Raw genomic sequence first — 16,862 nt, forward strand, 5'->3', positions numbered from 1 at the left:
CCAGGGACGCTGCCGGAAGGAGCGGGTTTGTGGGCGCCGAAAAACGAAAATGGAACAACCGGGTCGACGATTACCTGAACCGGAAGGCCGCGGAACGCGGACATGTGATCGCCATGGCACGGATGGGATCCACCGCGCTGGAGCGGGGCGATCTGGACGAGGCGGAGGCATGGTTCCGCAAGGCCGCGGCGGGCGGTGACCGGGTCTCGATGGGCAACCTGGCGCACCTCCTGCGGGAACGCGGCGCGCCCGAACAGGCCGAACGCTGGTACCGCGAAGCGGCGACCGCCGGTGATTCGCATGCCATGGCGCATCTGGGAAATCTCTCTGCGGGGCGAGGGAAACTGGACGACGCCGAGGACTGGTGGCGGCAGGCCGCCGGCGAGGGCCGGGTCGAGGCGATGACCGAACTCGCGCGCCTGCTGCACCGGCGCGGCGAACTGCGGGAAGCCGAGCGGTGGGCGGGTGAGGCCGCCGAGGCGGGCGACGTCGAAGGGATGATCACGCTCGGCGCGATCCTGTGCGACACCGGGCGGGCGAGGGAAGCTGAACCGTGGTGGCGCGCGGCCGGCGAAGAGGCCGATGCGGCCGCGCTGGTCAAACTGGGCCACCAGGCCGAACAACGCAAGGACCTCGGCCGTGCGGAAAGCTGCTACCGCGCGGCCGACTCCGCCGGCGCGCCCGACTCCGCCGTCCGGCTCGGGCTGCTGCTGCATCGGCGCGGCGAAGTCGAAGCGGCGGAACGCTGGTACATGAAGGCCGCCAAACGGGGCGACGCCGCGGCGATGACGAACCTCGGCGTGCTCGCGAACGACCGGAACGACCCCGGCGAGGCCACCGCCTGGTACCGGAAGGCCGCCGAACTCGGCAGCGTCCCGGCGTACACGAACCTCGGCAGGCTCGCCGCCGACCACGGGAACTTCCAGGAGGCCGAGCACTGGTTCCGCGCGGCCGCCGACACCGGCGACCAGGCCGGGCAACGGGATCTGGAGGAGTTGTACCGCAACCGCCAGCGGTTTTAGGCTTTCCAGTTCCGCATCGCCGCGAAGCCCTCGCGCAACCGCTGGAGCTTCCGGCTCCGGTACGGGTCTTCGCCGTCGTCGAGCCGCCACCGCTCGTCGACGCCCGCGCGGAACGCCGCGAGCCCTTCGAAGCCGAGCCCGGCGGTGAAGTCCGCGACGCTCACCTCGACGCGCCCGGAGCCGTCAAGATCGATACGCAGCAACCATTCCGCCAGTTCCTTGGGCTCCGGCGGCGTCTCCGCGCAGGCCTCCGCGTACAACGCGAGCGCCCGCCTCACCTCGTCACTGAGCGTCCCGAAGGAGTCGTCGACGAAGTCCAGCGCCTCCACGACCAGCTCGACGACGCGGCACAGCAGAGGCCCGTCCATCACTTCCTCGGCGGTGGCGAGCACCTCACGGACCTTCTCGGCATACGCGAGAGTGCCCTGGAACCCGACGAAACCCCGCAACCGCAACGTTCCCTCGACGTGACGTCGCAACGCGTCGAGGTCGTCGCGGCCAGCCTTGAGCGACAGCCTGCGGAACAGGACCGGGTCCTCGTTCGCGTGCTCGACCAGCAGGTCGATCAGCTCCGCGCGGTCGAGCGACTCGACGTACCCGCGGATGTCGGCCGCGCCGCCGTCCGCCGCGCCCTCCAGGACGAGCAGCCCGACCGCGACACAGTGCTTGCAGAAGAAGCCGTCCGCCGCGTGCGGACAGGAACACTCGCCCACCAGCTCGCCGTCGACGTCGCGCAACCGGACCGTGTACCTGTCGGTGCCGCTGACCACCGCCGTGACCCCGCCCGCGACGTCGTCCAGCGACTCGACCGACTCCAGGTACTTGGCCCCGCGCGCGAACGACACGTCACCGGCCTGCCCCCGGAGGTCTGCCTCGCTGAACCACGTCACCGGCCCATTGAACCCCCTCAGGTTCCGAGACCGAGGAACAACCCGCCGCTCGCGTCGAGGACCTGCCCGGGTGAGCCGGCGGGTGTCGTCGGAAAGCGAGGAAGGCCACGACGTCCGCTATGTCCTCTGACGCGCCGTCATGATTCGTGGCGGCACGATAGCGCTCGTCGTAAGGCAGTACAGGGGAGCGATCTACGGCTAGCCCTCAACCCTTAACGAAGCAGCGATGCCTCAACTTCTCTCGCACCTAGAGCTCTGTTTGGTAACGTACTGTAACGCGCGGCTTGCTCAGATATATCCATTAACGTGGCCCGCTCACCAGCCGGCCACGCGGCCATGCCTCTGTTTCGGCCGCCGAACAAGATCGGGGTGGGGAGCGGTTCATGGTCGAGTGGAGCCAAGACGTACCGACCGACGGAAGTATCGAACTCCCGCCGGATCCGAGCACGTTGGACGCCATTGGACGAAACCACTCGATGGAGACGGCCCTGGCAGACCTGGTCGACAACTCCATTGACGCGGGCGCGACTCATGTACTGATCCAAATCGTCAAAGTGGGCGGGCGACCGCGCTCCCTCTACATCGTCGACAACGGCCATGGCATGACACCGACAACGATCGACACAGCGATGACTGTCGGTCACCGGCGCGAGTACCGGGAGCGCGATCTCGGCCACTTCGGGCTTGGCTTGAAGGCTGCCTCGTTCAGCCAAGCCAGAAGTCTCACTGTGATGTCGAAGGCCGCAGGGCACGACGCTGTCGGACGCCGTTGGCGCCTGGATGACGGACCTCAGCGTGGCTTTGCTTGCGACGTGGTTCCAGGGCAATTCGCCTCGGAGGAGTTCAAGAGGAACTGGCAGATCCCTATCGGCGAGTCCGGGACCGTCATCCGCTGGGACGATGTCGTGTCCTTTGCCGCCACGAACGATCCGAAGAACGTAGAGAAGATTCTCAACCACACGATCACCACTGCCTGCCAGCACCTGGGCATGGTGTTCCACCGCTTCCTGGAAGACGACAAGATCAGCGTCGAGTTCCAGGTGCACGATGTCGACTTGTCCTTCGTGGGACCTCCCGTCCCGGTCACTCCTCTGAATCCTTTCGGGTACGCAAGGCCAGCGCGTCCCGACTTCCCCAAGACGCTCACCGCCCACGTGGACGGTCTAAGTCTCGCGTTTCGTTGCCACCTTTGGCCAGGAAGGTCGAGCAGCGCGCAATTCATGTTGACCGGCAACCCCGTTGATCATCAGGGGCTGTACTTCTACCGTCGTGGCCGGCTACTGCAAGCCGGGGGCTGGGTTGGCGTTCATGCCCCACACAGGCGGCTCGCGCTCGCCCGCGTAGAGGTCGAGATCGGCACCGAGGCGATCGGCTTGTTCCAGTTCAACCCCGAGAAATCACGAGTCCTGGTCGGACCTGAGTTCGCAATGCTCGCCTCGGCGGCGCAGTCATCCGATGGGATGACGCTCGCCCAATACTTCGAAGTCGCCGAGGACGTGTTCAGAGCGGCGAACAAACGAGCCCCGAAGCGAACCGCCATGATCCATCCTGGTACCGGGCTACCTCCTCGCCTCCGCTCCACCATCGAGAACGAGATACCCCAGGTGCTCGGGGAGAAGCCCATCGACATCAGGTGGGACACCTTCCCTGACGACTCCTTCTTCCGAGTCGATCGGGATGAGCACACGCTTTGGCTGAACAAGCGCTACCGGAAGATGCTGCTCGGTGGCAAGCATGGGGGCCTGAACGATCTACCACTACTGAAGTCCCTGCTGTACCTGTTGATCGGAAACGTGTTCGAAGGTGATTACCTCGGCCCAAGGGACAAGGACAACATCGACCTCTGGCAAGCTGTTCTGACCACCGCTGTGCAGGCGGAACGCCAGTGAGGACGTCCGCCGCCCCAGGTGACAAGCGGCACGCGTCGCCAGAGACGTTCGATCGCTACCTCGCCAGCGAGGTCCCGTACGACTTGCCGGTCAAAGGTTCGCCGCGGGCGTTCATCTTCATAGCTCCCTCGAAGTCGGAGATAGGGCTACGGGTGGAAGTCGACTTCGAAGCGGAAGCACCTGATACAGGACTCCGCAATATCGTCGCCCGGGTAGCCGTGCACGACGGCGTACCCTTCTTCGAGGTCGCTGTCACCACCCCTGCCCTGTTCAGTGATGCCTATCCCTTACTGTGCTCGATGGCGGATCGAATCCAGATCAGCGGGCTTTCACCCAGCGATGCGCTGTGGGCCACGCTCGACAAGATGTCCAGGCTCCTACTCGCGCCTGACGCGTTGTCTCGAGAGCGCGAAGTGGGCCTGTTCGGGGAACTTCTCTTCTTGGCCGGTCTCTTCGAGGTGGTCGGCGTCGAGAAGGCGCTAGAGGCGTGGCGCGGAGGCACCGAGGAGCATGACTTCGGACTTCCGACGATGGACATCGAGATCAAGACAACCATCGGCGAACGACGAAGGCATTGGGTCGAGTCGCTGACCCAGTTGGAACCGACGCTGGGGCGTCCCCTGTGGTTGGTCTCGCACCAGCTGACCCCAGCGGGCGCGGGCGACGGTCGATTCTTGTCAGACCTCGTCGATACGATCCGGGCCAAGATCGACTCAGGAGCCTCCCGTTACGGCTTCGAGAGCACCCTGGCGGAGGCAGGCTGGAACGACGATCATCGATCACGGCTCACTACCCGGTGGACTCAGCGCTCGGCGAGTCAGGCATACCCCGTTGTCGACACGTTCCCGCGGCTTACGCAGAGCGCGCTACTGAACAGCGGGGTCCGGCTCAGCCTGATCCCCGATGTGCGCTACCGGATTGACTTGACCGACCTCGCGACAACACCAAACCTTCCCGAGATCATCGAAGCAGCCATCGGGTTCGAAGGGTGACCATGGACAACCCAATTGTCGAGGCCTACAGCAGCGCGTTGAGGGCGATGGAAGGCAGGGCCCCCAAAGGCCTGCTACGTCGCGCACGCGTCGAGGCCGAGGACATCGTTCCCGAACCCGATGTATCCGAAGCGCGGCTTCGGGAGCATCTGGACGCGGCGGGACAGGACGACCGTCTCGTCGTTTTTCTAACCGTCAACATGGGGAAGTGGGAGCACGCATCCGCCGAGGAACACCCATGGACCCGCGGGACTCGCCCGAACTCACCTGAACGCCGGCAGCTCGTGATCGAGTCGTTGAAACTCGAGCCTGAGACCGCCGACGCGTTCGCGACACATTTCCCACTCGCCAAAGGCGACGGCACGACAGTTATAGCCGGCCCTTGGGAACCGTGGTACACGATGGGCGTCCAGCGTGATCGGGACTTCTATTGGGGTCACTACACCGAGTACCTGCGAACCAGACGCAACTGGGGCGCGCGGGCGATCGAGACCCTGGACACGGCCACCACCCACGTCGTAGAACGGTTGATCGATCCATCACGGGCCAAGGCGGGCCAAACCAAGGGGCTGGTCGTCGGGTACGTCCAGAGTGGGAAGACCGCCAATTTCACTGGGGTTATCGCGAAGGCGATCGACGCCGGGTATCGGCTGGTCATCGTGATGACCGGCACGACGAACCTTCTTCGTGAGCAGACCCAGCGACGCCTCGACATGGAACTGGTCGGGCGAGAAAACATCCTGCGAGGCGCCGACGAGTCCGACCCGAGCGTCGCTCAACTCATCGACTACTTGGGTGATGAGGACTGGCACAGGGACAGATTCATTCGCCACGGTGTCCGACCGTCCGAACATGGGAAGCCAGACATCCATCGCATGACCACCCGGCGTTTCGACTATCGACGGCTCCAGCAAGGCCTGCCGGCGCTGGAATTCGAGCGACGTGATCGAACCAAGCAACTGTGGCATCCAGAGAACCTCTTCACCAGTGACGCCAGACTGATCATCGTCAAGAAGAACTCGTCGGTCTTGAATAATCTAGTAAAGGATTTAAAGAATAACGCCGACAAGCTCGACGACATCCCAACGCTGATTATCGACGACGAGTCAGATCAAGCTTCAGTCAACACCACTGATCCGCGAAAGTGGAAAAAAGAGAAAAAGAAGCGTACGGCGATCAACCAACATTTATCAGACCTGCTGCGAATGCTGCCACGCGCCCAGTATGTCGGATATACAGCCACACCGTTCGCTAACGTCTTCGTCGATCCGACCGACGACGAGGACATCTTCCCCAAGGACTACCTGATTTCCCTGGAACGCCCAGCGGGATACATGGGCGCGGAAGACTTCCATGACCTCGACCTTGCGACCCCCGAGTCAGAGAAGACATTCGCCAATTCCAAAGAGAGGGCGCATGTCAGGATAGTCGGCAAAGAAGCAGGGGAAGATAAGCTGCAGACCGCACTGGATTCATTCGTGCTGGCCGGCACCATAAAGTTGTACCGCGAAGCACACGGCGCCAACACCTTTAAGCATCACACGATGCTCGTCCACGAAGCGATGCGTAAGGCAGTCCACAAGACCAGGACTGAGTCAATCCAGGACCTTTGGCACACGAGTGGCTATCTGAGCGGCCACGCGAGTGCACGACTTCGCGAGCTTTTTGAAGCGGACTTCGCCCCAGTCGCCGCCGCGCTCAAGCTCGATCACCTAATGCCGCCAGCGTTCGACGATCTCCTCCCATTCCTGGGCGTGGCCGCACGTCGGATCGCACCAAATGGGAACCCTGTCCTTGTCGTGAACAGCGACAAGGACATTGAACAAGAGGACCTCGACTTCGACAAGCGATCGGTATGGCGCATTCTCGTAGGCGGGAACTCCCTTGCGCGGGGATTCACCGTCGAGGGCCTGACTGTCACCTATTATTCGCGAGACGTTGGGCATACCGAAGCTTTGATGCAGATGGGACGCTGGTTCGGGTTCCGACCTGGATACCGTGATCTCGTCCGTTTGTTCGTTACCGCCAAAGTCCGTGACGCGTTTGAAGCGGCTTGTCGGGACGAGGAGGAGTTTCGACGCGAGCTTCGCCAGTACGCGACCATGGTCGACGGCCGCCCCTTGATCACTCCAAAGGACATCCAGCCCCAGGTGATGAGACACGGCGGACTAAGGCCAACGGCCGCGAACAAGATGTACAACGCGAAGTTGGTCGAGCGGCGGACTCGCACGAAGGAGCCGAGTTCCGGTTACCCGAACCTGGACGACCAGTCAGCGCTAAACCACAACGTCGACGCCTGCCGCCCACTCCTAACGGCGACCGTGGAAGCTTCCCTGGCGAGAACGGGTCTCGCCTTCGACGCCTTAGCTGGCTCTGTGACCCATAAGGAAATGGTCGATGTCCTGAGTGAACTGAAGTGGGCGAAGGAGGACACCTTCACCGCCGACCTAGCCTGGATCGCCAGTCTTCCGGAGGATGTCATCGATCAGTGGCACATTGTCATGCCGCAACAGAAGACAGGAAGGCGGGTCAACATCAGGGGTATCGGCGAGTTCACTGTCCATGGCCGCAAGGTCGAGAAGCAGAATCGCATCCGAGGGAACTCCGAGAGCGCGCACCGCAGAGCACTCGACGGAGACCTCCCAGGCAAGACCCCGACCTCGGGCTACGCCCTCCTGTATCCGGTGATGGACAAAGAGCGAACGGCCATTGAGGTCGACGACGACGGCTACCCTGCCGGCGTCGTGATGGCGCTCATGCTCCGGCTCCCGGACGCGACACTGTCCGCTGGCCTGAAACCGCTCGTCTACAAGGTTCAAGTCCCCGGGAAGCCGTACTATGCGCTCGTCGACGAGCCCAAGAAACCCTGATCTACCAGGCAAGACCGAGCCGCGCGCCTACTTAGGTCACAAACTTCGACAGGGTAGGCTCTTGCGCCATGGCCGATAATCGAGCACCGATAGAGCGCACGTCTGTCGAACTGTTCGCAGGCGGCGGCGGCCTGGCCATGGCCGTCCATCGCGCGGGCTTCCGTCCGCTGTTGCTGAACGAGTACGTCAAGCACGCGTGCGACACGCTAGAGGCCAACGGCGCCGTCCCCAGAGGGGAAGAAGAGACAGTCCCCGAACCGGGTGATCCATGGCCGCTGGTGCGGGGAGATGTCCGCGACCTCAAGATGGGGTACTTACAGGGTGCGGTTGATCTCCTAGCGGGCGGACCGCCGTGTCAGCCATTCAGCCTAGGTGGCGTCGCGAAGGGCGACGAAGACAAGCGCAACATGTTCCCCGAGATGTTCCGTGCCATCCGCGAGATCCAACCCAAGGCCGTGATCTGCGAGAACGTCCGCGGCTTGTTGAGGCCATCCTTCAAGCCGTACTTCGACTACATCCTTCGCGAACTGGAACTCCCCTTCGAGGAGCGCGACCCGGCAGCTACCTGGCTCCAGCACGACGCCATTCTCCGCGCGAAGAGGGAGCAGAAGGCTGCCAGCTCCCCCGAGCGATACCGCGTGTTCAAGTTCGAGGTCAACGCGGCCGACTACGGCGTACCTCAGATCCGCAACCGCGTCCTCATCGTCGCCTTCCGCGGCGACCTCGACATAGATGAGGCGATCCTGCGCGACGCTGTCAAGAAGACACACTCGGAGGAGGCTCTCCGCTGGTCGTTGATCAGTGGCGAGTACTGGGAACGCCACCAGAACGTGCCAAAACACGTCCGAAACAACGCCATGAAGAAGGCAGGCGGGGAACTCCCGCTTGAGGGCAGTGCTCTCAAGCCGTGGCGCACTTTGCGGGACGCTATCGCGGGATTCGACGGCGAACAAGACTCACTGCCACAGATCAGGTGGGACAAGCTCGACCGGGTCCAGTACGACGACATGCCATTGGATCACGTTGGCTGGCCGGACGCCCGTATCTATGACGGCCATACTCCTAACGTCCTCGATCGACCCGCGAAGACCGTCAAGGCGGGCGTCCACGGTGTTCCCGGCGGGGAATCCGTAATGTTGACCGACTCTCGCATCAACGGTCCCAAATCACTCTCCGGACAGAGCTATCGACACAGGTATATGACGGTGCGGGAGACCGCCCGGGTCATGACCTTTCCCGACGACTGGAAGCTGAGCGGGCCAAGGGGCGAGAAGATGCGACAGCTCGGGAACGCGGTGCCAGTACTACTTGGCGAGGTTTTCGCTAAGGCGGTGGCCAAAGTTCTGGATGAGGTCGAGAGTCGTACGTGACAGCCGCACCCCTGCGGGCCTGGAAGCCAAGAGCGGGACGGGCGAGGGCCCTCGTTGAAGCCGAACAGGACAAGACTGCCGGCGGCCCTCACCGGCGCACGGTGTTCACGAAAGGTGACAATGCCGTTCGCGCTTCTGTCGTGTTGAACGCATCAGCGGGGCAGGGCACTATTCGGGCGTACCTGCGTTGGCGACAAAATGGTCGTTCAGTAACTCGGTCGCTCGGCCCGGTCAGGCACACGACCAGGTTGGAGAACCTCGTCCAAGCGTGGGACCTCGCTCGCGCTCAGGGCTTGGTACACGACGAGAAGCCGCCTCCTGAATCATGGGCTTCATCTCCGCAGGTCCGAGCTTCCATGAAGGGCAACCGCGGACGTGACACGCGTCCAGAACGTCGAGTGCGCGCTCTCCTCCACGCATGTGGCCTGCGGTACCGCGTATCGGTCCGTCCGCTACCGGAGCTACGACGCACAGCGGATATCGTCTTTCCCAAAGCGAAGGTCGCCATCTTCATGGACGGTTGCTACTGGCATGGATGCCCTGACCACCACCGGCCAGCCAAGACGAACTCCCAGTTCTGGCGCGAAAAAATCGCCGAGAACAAGAAGCGGGATGCCGATACAGACCGTAAGCTCATGAACCAGGGTTGGACAGTGCTTCGCTTCTGGGAACACGAGGAACCAACGTATGCGGCAGAACGCATCATTACCACATTAGGCGCTTACGGCAACCAACGCTAACCGGAGGCCGCTTTGCCAAAACCTGAGATACCCGTACCCAAAGACATTCGCGACTCTGTTATCCGTGAGATCTATCGCCAAGCAGAGCAGGTGGACTGGGAGGACATCCCGGACCGCGAGAAATCAAAACACTACGCACGCTGGGTGGCCGACGCTAAAATCGGCGACGTACTAGCCGACTACTACACCGCCGACGGGATGCGAGTCTGGCTCAAGGACACACCGCTCAAGGAGTACGCGCGGGCTGTCGAGGATTTCGGCCCTTTCGCGAAGTACGCTTCAAAGCGACTCACCCCACCAGCCGAGTTCGTCGCGCCGCTACTCGGCCCTGATTGGAGTCTCGTACACGGCAGTGTCGGCGAGAAGCCCATGCATTGCACGTTCACTGACGGCACGCGGGCGCGAAATATCTACTGGGGAAAACCCCGCAGCTTTAGCATCCTCCTCTGGGCGGCCGTGAACAATGCCGTGAAGACACACACTCGACCTCTCATGGTCGTATACCTGCAAGACGGAAAAGCTATCGACGAAGAGCAGAGACTTTTGCATGAGAAGATAGCAGCGCATTGCTCCATCGATCTCGCCTACGTAAATCGAAAGCTAGAGTCGAAACGGCTAGATAAATAGGAAATCGGCGCCATCATTTTCATCTCTCCACAAGCTCTCGCCGGTCCATTGCGGTGAGCCGCGACACCTTCCTCGCAGCTCGCCAAGATCGTCGAGGGAACTTCGGTGAGCTACACGTCATACACGCGAGAAAAGCGTTGCGTTGTCGCGAACCTTGAGTCATAGTTAATGCACTCAACCAGCCACAGGAGCAGCCATGACGAACGTGCACGAGCGAAAGGCGCAGCGCTGGCATCCGGCCATCGCGCTCGCTGCCACGTGTCCGTCGGTCTGTGGCCGACGACCGTCATCCTGGCCTGGTCAGCGGACTCTGACCGGCGAAGGCTCCCCATCATGACGCCATAGCGTTCGTCATGCCAGGGAGCCGCCCATCGGGAAACCGATCAGGGCGGCTTCTCTTTTTGCTGCGCCCGAATACTTTCTTATCGGCGAGCTTGGGAAGCGGAACGGCCTCCAAAACCGTTTCCAGGGGGGTTCGACTCCCTCCGCCGGTGCTCGACGCTGCCATTTCAGCGCGAACCTTGATAACCGAAGACTTTTCCCAAAAGCTCGTCCCCGTCACCGAAGGAGGTGGCCAGGACGAGTGCCGGTGAAGGCGTGTACACGTCTTCACCTCGCCCTTGTAGCTCAGGTGGACAGAGCGCCGCACTACGAATGCGGAGGTCCCAGGTTCGAGTCCTGGCAGGGGCACTGGTCGGCGTGTCCGAGGGGGATACGCCGGCTGCCGGATGCGAGGGGCACTGGCGACCCCGCCTGATTTGGGATCAGGAGTCACCGCGTTCGACTCGCGGGCGTCCGACGGACAGCACAGCAAGGAGGATTGGCCGAGCCCGGTAAGGCAACCGTCTTGAAAACGGTGGTCGGCGTGAGAGCGCCGCGCAGGTTCGAATCCTGCATCCTCCGCAAAGCCCCCGTGGTCCAACGGATACGACGCCGGCGTCCGAAGCCGGGAACGCAGGTTCGACTCCTGCCGGGGGCACCGGAGGCCACGCGGTGGCGTGATCGGCACAGCCTTTGCGAGAATGGGCATGTGAAGCTGGAGGCGACAACGGGCGTCCGGACGAGGATGAGCAAGCAGAAGTCTCGAAACACGAAAATCGAGATAGAGCTACGCAAAGCCCTCTTCGCCGCCGGGTTGCGCTACCGCGTGCACCGCAGACCGGTGAAGGGCGTACGCCGGGAAGCCGACATCGTGTTCGGCTCCGCGCGTGTCGCGGTCTTCGTGGACGGCTGCTTCTGGCATGGCTGCCCGGAGCACGCGACGTGGCCGAAGAACAACGCGGAGTTCTGGCGCACGAAGATCGAAACCAATCGACGACGCGACCTCGACACGGACGCCCGACTTGCCGAGGCGGGCTGGTTGGCCGTGCGGGTGTGGGAGCACGAGGCAGTCGACGCCGCGGCCGCCCGCGTGCACGGGATCGTGCGCAGCAGGCGGCCCGGCTGACGCCCCGCCTTCGCTGTCAGACGCGATTGAAGTATCCAGGCACCTCTTCGGACGGCGTGCCGACCAGCAACGCGCGATCCAGGAAGCTGTTGTTCAGCTCGCAGCTCGTTTCGGGCAACAACACGCACGCGTGACATGCCGCGAGATTGACGCTGTCCGCCCCGCTCGCGCCGGATTCCATGCACAGGGGATCGTTCGAGCACCACGCCGCCCGCGCGAGGGCTGACTGCAACGTCGCGGCCAGACGCTCCGGATCGCCCTGGGCGACGATACCGCCGAGACTTCCGGCAGAGTCGCTGGTCGCGGTGTAGACGAGGATTCCGGCCATGGCCTCACTCGCGTACAAGCGTTCCCGGAGCGCGGACGCGGGATAACCACCGTCCAAGCTCCACTCGTTGATCAGGATGTGCGCCAACGTGTGGAGCAAAACGAAACGCGGGGACACCGGTGACCTGGGCGCGCTCGACTTCGGTGTATTCGGGCGAGTTCTCTCCTCGATGAGGGCCAGGTGGTTCCGCCGCATCTGCTCGACTTGTTCGATCACCGTGGGCTTCGTTTCCCACTCGTGCAAGCGATCTTCATCGAGCCTGACGAAGACACCTTCTCCTTTGACTTCGATCGCGGGCAACCAGCTGACGTCGCGGCCCAGCTGGAGTTCGGCGAGCCGCTGCTCGGGTTCGCTCTCCAGCGGTGCGACGCCACGGGTGAATCCTTCCAGCGCGCGAACCTCGCGCAACCGCTTCGCCAACATGATCTCGGCGAGACCGTGTGCGTGCACCGGTGTGAGATCGCCTTCCGGCTTCTCGCAGACGAACGGTTGCCACTCCGCCGTGTGCTGTTCGGGATTTCCGCGACGCAGACTCTCGTATTCCTCTTCACGCAGCAATGTATGAGGGTCGACCCGGCCGTCTCCGTTCTCACTGGAATTCGGGGGTTCCTCATTCATTTCACGAGCGAGATCGATCACTTCCTCGACGGTCGTATCTGCCTTCTTCAACAGTCCAGGTCGCTTCTCGAAGTGCCACCGAATGGCGCTTTCGGGTGCGCCGATCAGCTTCTCCCGTTCCACCAACCCACGCGCGCCCTCACCCCACGGCGGGATCGACAAGGCGCTTCGCATGACCGGATGCCAAGCGGATGACGAACCTCGTTGCATGGCCCGAGGATGGCGCGTACACGGCTGCGGCTTCGCTCCGCCGAGCCAGGGTCGGCGACCTTCGCATCGAATACCCAGGTCCCTCAACGCTTTGACACGGAAGGCTCCCTCCATCGAGACGTCCGGAACACCGCACGTGCATCGCACGACGACCGATCGGAGTGACGCCGTGTTGCCCTCCGTCTGCAGTGTCAACGTCCCGCCACAGAGACCTCTCGCCTGCTCGGAACCTCGATGCAACCACTTCCAGTAGGGAAAGTCCTCGATATGGCCGTCGTCGCACGCGAGTACGAACCGTGAAGGCACCAGGTCCTCTTGGCAGGTCGGACAGCTCGCGCGACCGGGGAGGCAATTGAATACCGAGAACGGCTGGAGGACATGGCACTGGGGGCATGAGTAGAACTCGGGGAATCGCCGCACTCGGACGCCGTCGACCCCGCGGTCGGGATCGGGCGTGGGCGGCAGGCGGAACGAAGTCACCCCGCGCAGCACCTTCGCGAGCCTGCGTTCGAAGATCTCCGGTGCGTGGTCGATGTTCCACGAGTCGATTCCCGCCACGATGAAGGACTCGTTGTCGACCGCGATCATCGCGCCCACTCCATAAGTGGTGACGAGCTGCGATCTGCGTACGGTCCCGAGCTTGCGCGCTCGCGGACGGGCGGGGACGCCGGCACTCCGGAGCCGTGATGGAGGAGGAGTCATTTCGTTCCTACCGTTTCTCGAGAAAGAGCGTCGACTCGGCGTCGACGTCACGGAGGCTCCAGAGGGTGTCCCAGCCACCATTGCCGTCGTCGGCGTTGTCGAAACCCCTCAACAGGGCGGGCTCTCGGGTGCCGCGCTTGGCTTCGTAAACGAGGTCTGGTTCGGCCTCGGCTTCCTCACGCCACCAGGTGATGAACTCGTCGAAGTACTCGGTCGTCGCCTGCAGTTCATCGGGGTCGACCGAGCGAACGCGGTCCAGAATCGCGGGTCGCACCGTCGAGATGATCTCCGGCAGGAAGGTCTCGATGTCCGCGGCTGCCTGGTTGGGGCAGGCTTTCACGATCATCAACCGAGTGAGCGCGACAACCACCGCGTGGAATCCCCGATCCCGGGCGCGGGCGGAGAAGGGCGTGACGCTGGTCGACTCCACCTCGCGATAGAGGGCCGAGTGGAAGCCGGGGAAGTTCTCGTAATGCGACCGGTCCCTCGACCGCGCAGAGTTGAGCATGACCGCGATGAGACCGGGATGCCGACGTCCTACCCGACTGGTTGCCTGGATGTACTCGGCGGTGGTCTGCGGTTGACCCATGACCGCCATGAGACCGAGTCTGTCGATGTCGACACCGACAGAAATCATATTCGTCGCGAGCAGGAAGTCCAGGACGTTGTCTTTGTCCGGCCATGCGCACTTCAACAGCTTCAAGTAGCTGGGGATGGCGCTCGAATCCGCACGACTGCTCAGCTCGATGTGAGCCGACACCGGACGCGCGCCACTGCAGCCGTCCCGCTTGGCCAGCAACTCCAGGCGATCCTGTACGTCGTCGAGCACTTGCAGCTCTGCGGCGGACAGCAACCGCAGACTGTTGAAGTACCCCACGAGCGTCCAATACGCGTCGCGCACCTTGGGATCGGCTTCAGTACGTGCCACGGCCTGGAACAGCGCCGCGTAAGTCCTGACCAGCAAGGTCGCCTGACTGGTCGCCGGCGTGAGCAGTCCGATGTAACGACGCGATGCCTTGTCCCCTCGCGAGGTCTCCACGGCGAACCACGAGTCCCTGGAATCGAGGCCGGCGGGCGGGAATTGCGCCAGCTTTCGATCGAACAACGCTCCGACCTGACCGGAGGCGCGCCGGATCGTCGCGGTCGAGGCGACGACCTTCGGCCGGTCGGCCAGCACGTCCACTGCGGTCTCGTACAGACCGGTGAGGGTGCCGAGCGGACCAGAGATGAGGTGGAGTTCGTCCTGGACGATGAGCTCCGGCTTTCGGACGTCGCTTCCGAGGTCTCGATTGAACAATGCGGCCGTTTCCGGCCGCCACGGCATGGAGGCGAACTTGTCCACCGTGGCGATCACCAGTGTCGGGTGGGCGTCGTACACGGCCTCGTCCACCAGATGGACGGGCAACCCCTCGTCGGTGGCGAATTCGCAGTCGGCGTTCGGACAGCGCACCAGCATCCGCGTGAGCCGTGGACGGACCTCGTAGTCGCCTGCCCCCAACGGTTCTCCGCACCACGGGCAGGAGTGAAGCTGTACCGGATTTTCCTTCTGGAGCGGCTTTTCCGGGTTCTTCCGTAGTTCGTCGAGCTTGATCACGGCTCGGTCGAGTTTGTTCGGGGTCGCCGACATACCCACCCACATGCCGATCGACACCGGAACGTCGCCGAGATCGCCTTCTTTCCGCTCGGCACGGACTCGCTCCATGGCGCAGATCAAAGCCGCGGCGCGCTCGAACTGTTGGAGAGTGAGAAGCCGGAGGGTGTAGCGCATCAGCACGGTCACTCCGTCGCCGTGCCCGCCGTCGCGGAGGCGACGGAGAAACACGGTGAAGGCCACCAACCCGAGGTACGCCTCGGTCTTTCCGCCGCCGGTCGGGAACCACAACAGGTCGGCGATACCGCGGTCCTCGTGGTCCGGATCGACGATGCCTTCCAGGCACAGCAGCATGAACGCGATCTGGAAGGGGCGCCACCGCCCCGCCTCGGGATCAGGCTCGCCTTCTCGTCCCCTTTCGATCCATTCCGCCCGACCTCGTTGGCGGGCCATGGCCTGGTTCGCCAGGCGGAACGCCTCGACCGGCATGGGCCGTGCGGGATCGGCGAGCAGCTCGACCCCTCTCCTCATGCGACCGAGCGCTCGGTCGCAGTACTTGATCTGCTCACGCGCCACGTTGGCGTAGTCGGTGTCTTCCAGCTCGAGAGCCTCCTGCTTTCGAGCCTTGATCCACTTCTCGTACCCGTCGAGCAGGCCCCCGAGCGCACCGATGACGTCTTCGACGGTTCCGTGCCCGAGGCGGTGCATACCGAGTGCTTTGTCGTCGATCTGCGGGTTCGAATCGGTCAGCAAAACCTCATGACTGGGCACCAGCTCCGTACGGATCGACGAAACCGCTGCCTGCGTCGGCATGGCGGTACGGATCGGCGGAGCCGTCCAGCTCCATGCGACGGAGCAACCGTGACCGGTAGCGAAGTAGGGCGCGTGCCGGTGCAGCAACCGACTCAACGCGTGCTCGGCGTCCACGGCACCGAGAGGTGCCTTTCGCTCGACGAATGGCTTGGTTCCTTCAGGACCGGACACCTCCAGCTCGGGCTGGAAGAAACAGTAGGCGTCCTGGAGGTCGAATACGCCTGCGCGCCGCATGTTGACCAACGTCACTGTCACCGTGACCGTGCCACCGTCGTCGACGGGACGGATCAGCGTGCGCAACTCCAGCCCGGGACACAGTTCCGCGATGTGCATGCCGGCAGAGGTGACGTCGACGGCCACGGGTTCGCACTCCTCGGGAAGGCGACGCCACCGCTCTCGTTGTTGCTCGGTACTGCGGGCCTCGCTTCGACGCGGCTCGACGGGGACTCCGTCTTCGTCCTCCGGCGCGTAGGTCGCGACCCGGACCTTCACCTGCACCGAATCCGCGATACCCGGATCGACACCGAACGTCATGCCCATCGACGATGGCTTGCGACGGTTGGCGAGGGAGACCCCGAGGTCGGTTTCACCCTGCTCGGAGTCGTCCCCGCGGACGACATCCGGTGGCGCGTCCACGCTGTCGGTCTCCGCGAGATGATCGGAGTTCTCGATCTGCGGAAACAGGACACCGACGGGATAAGCGGTGATCGGGGCGTCGGTGGCAAGGATCTCCTTCGCGCCGCCCTGCGGACC

The 16,862-nt window shown here is 63.3% G+C and carries 11 protein-coding genes and 3 tRNA genes; 11 read left to right on the plus strand and 3 right to left on the minus strand.

The window, feature by feature from the left end:
* The first annotated feature begins 29 nt into the window (after positions 1-29).
* Positions 30-1,022, plus strand: a complete 993-nt coding sequence (locus H5J31_RS16345; RefSeq protein ID WP_181773436.1) for a tetratricopeptide repeat protein — start codon at positions 30-32, stop codon at positions 1,020-1,022.
* Here H5J31_RS16345 and H5J31_RS16350 read toward each other — a convergent pair.
* Positions 1,019-1,912, minus strand: a complete 894-nt coding sequence (locus H5J31_RS16350; RefSeq protein WP_181773437.1) for an SWIM zinc finger family protein — start codon at positions 1,910-1,912, stop codon at positions 1,019-1,021. The two genes, H5J31_RS16345 and H5J31_RS16350, sit on opposite strands and share 4 nt — an antisense overlap.
* A gap of 383 nt (positions 1,913-2,295) precedes the next feature.
* On the opposite strand from H5J31_RS16350, the gene H5J31_RS16355 reads away from it, so the two are divergent.
* From H5J31_RS16355 to H5J31_RS16400, 10 genes are all read left to right on the plus strand, one after another.
* The gene (locus H5J31_RS16355; RefSeq protein ID WP_181773438.1) at positions 2,296-3,801 is read left to right on the plus strand and encodes an ATP-binding protein; all 1,506 of its coding nucleotides are present in this window, start codon (positions 2,296-2,298) and stop codon (positions 3,799-3,801) included.
* A gap of 152 nt (positions 3,802-3,953) precedes the next feature.
* Positions 3,954-4,793, plus strand: coding sequence for a PD-(D/E)XK motif protein (locus H5J31_RS16360; protein ID WP_181773439.1), 840 nt, complete (start codon positions 3,954-3,956; stop codon positions 4,791-4,793).
* Positions 4,794-4,795: 2 nt separating this feature from the next.
* Entirely contained in the window at positions 4,796-7,663 is a 2,868-nt protein-coding gene (locus tag H5J31_RS16365; RefSeq protein ID WP_181773497.1) for a Z1 domain-containing protein, read from the plus strand.
* 68 nt (positions 7,664-7,731) lie between these two features.
* Positions 7,732-9,033, plus strand: coding sequence for a DNA cytosine methyltransferase (locus H5J31_RS16370; protein WP_181773440.1), 1,302 nt, complete (start codon positions 7,732-7,734; stop codon positions 9,031-9,033).
* Positions 9,034-9,173: 140 nt separating this feature from the next.
* A complete protein-coding gene (locus H5J31_RS16375) occupies positions 9,174-9,773 on the plus strand; it encodes a very short patch repair endonuclease (RefSeq protein ID WP_328701513.1) in 600 nt (199 codons plus the stop codon).
* 90 nt (positions 9,774-9,863) lie between these two features.
* A complete protein-coding gene (locus H5J31_RS16380) occupies positions 9,864-10,400 on the plus strand; it encodes a hypothetical protein (protein WP_328701503.1) in 537 nt (178 codons plus the stop codon).
* Positions 10,401-11,016: 616 nt separating this feature from the next.
* Positions 11,017-11,090 (plus strand) — tRNA-Arg (locus H5J31_RS16385).
* Positions 11,091-11,214: 124 nt separating this feature from the next.
* A tRNA-Ser gene (locus H5J31_RS16390) sits at positions 11,215-11,303 on the plus strand.
* Between the two features lie 4 nt (positions 11,304-11,307).
* Positions 11,308-11,379, plus strand: a tRNA-Arg gene (locus tag H5J31_RS16395).
* Between the two features lie 87 nt (positions 11,380-11,466).
* Positions 11,467-11,847, plus strand: coding sequence for a very short patch repair endonuclease (locus tag H5J31_RS16400; protein WP_181773498.1), 381 nt, complete (start codon positions 11,467-11,469; stop codon positions 11,845-11,847).
* A gap of 16 nt (positions 11,848-11,863) precedes the next feature.
* On the opposite strand, the gene H5J31_RS16405 is transcribed toward H5J31_RS16400, so the two are convergent.
* Together H5J31_RS16405 and H5J31_RS16410 are read right to left on the minus strand one after the other, a co-directional pair.
* Positions 11,864-13,786, minus strand: coding sequence for a DUF1998 domain-containing protein (locus H5J31_RS16405; RefSeq protein WP_328701504.1), 1,923 nt, complete (start codon positions 13,784-13,786; stop codon positions 11,864-11,866).
* Positions 13,713-16,469 carry a helicase-related protein gene (locus H5J31_RS16410; protein ID WP_328701506.1) on the minus strand — a complete coding sequence of 919 codons (2,757 nt, stop codon included), beginning with the start codon at positions 16,467-16,469 and terminating at the stop codon, positions 13,713-13,715. Before H5J31_RS16410 ends, H5J31_RS16405 begins: the two co-directional genes overlap by 74 nt.
* Positions 16,470-16,862 lie beyond the last annotated feature (393 nt).

The sequence above is a fragment of the Amycolatopsis pittospori genome (assembly GCF_013870525.1).
Lineage (GTDB): Bacteria > Actinomycetota > Actinomycetes > Mycobacteriales > Pseudonocardiaceae > Amycolatopsis > Amycolatopsis pittospori.